Below are 507 nucleotides of genomic sequence, written 5' to 3'. Positions count from 1 at the left end.
TACGATCCCGAGCTTTTTGGCCGATGGCATGAAAACCGAGCCAATTCAGCTAAGAGTCACGGCGAACAAATCGGCACCCGATCTGGATGATTTGTTCAGCTTCAATATGAGTGTCGATAACCATACGCTATATCCGCAGCAATCTGCGAATTTACGCATGCAACTGATCATCAAGGCCGACACTCGCCGTTTAGACAACCCACAAGTTGTGCCACCACGTATTGAAGGCATGAAGCTTGAACCTGTTGGTGAAATGCAACAAGGGCAGCGAGTCATTTCTGGGCTTGAAGTGACAGTGGTGGAGCAATCTTTCCGCTTAACCGCAGAACAACCGGGAACATTCACGCTCCTTGGCCCACAACTGACTGGATCTTATATCTATGGCGATAGTCTGACGGGCTCAACCAAGATCATGCCGATCAGCACAAAAGTGGAGCAAATGCCAATAACGGTAAAAGCCATACCTAGTGAGTTTAAAGGCAGTTGGTTACCCGCATCGGCATTGCA

1 pseudogene is annotated in these 507 nt (G+C 48.7%); it reads left to right on the top strand.

The annotated features are described in order from the left end of the window. A pseudogene (locus R7O13_RS31170) lies at positions 1-507 on the top strand (protein BatD); the annotation flags it as partial.

This window comes from Vibrio sp. Y176, assembly GCF_033438945.1.
The sequence above is the reverse complement of the archived record's forward strand: the minus strand, read 5'-3'. Positions and strand labels throughout refer to the sequence as shown.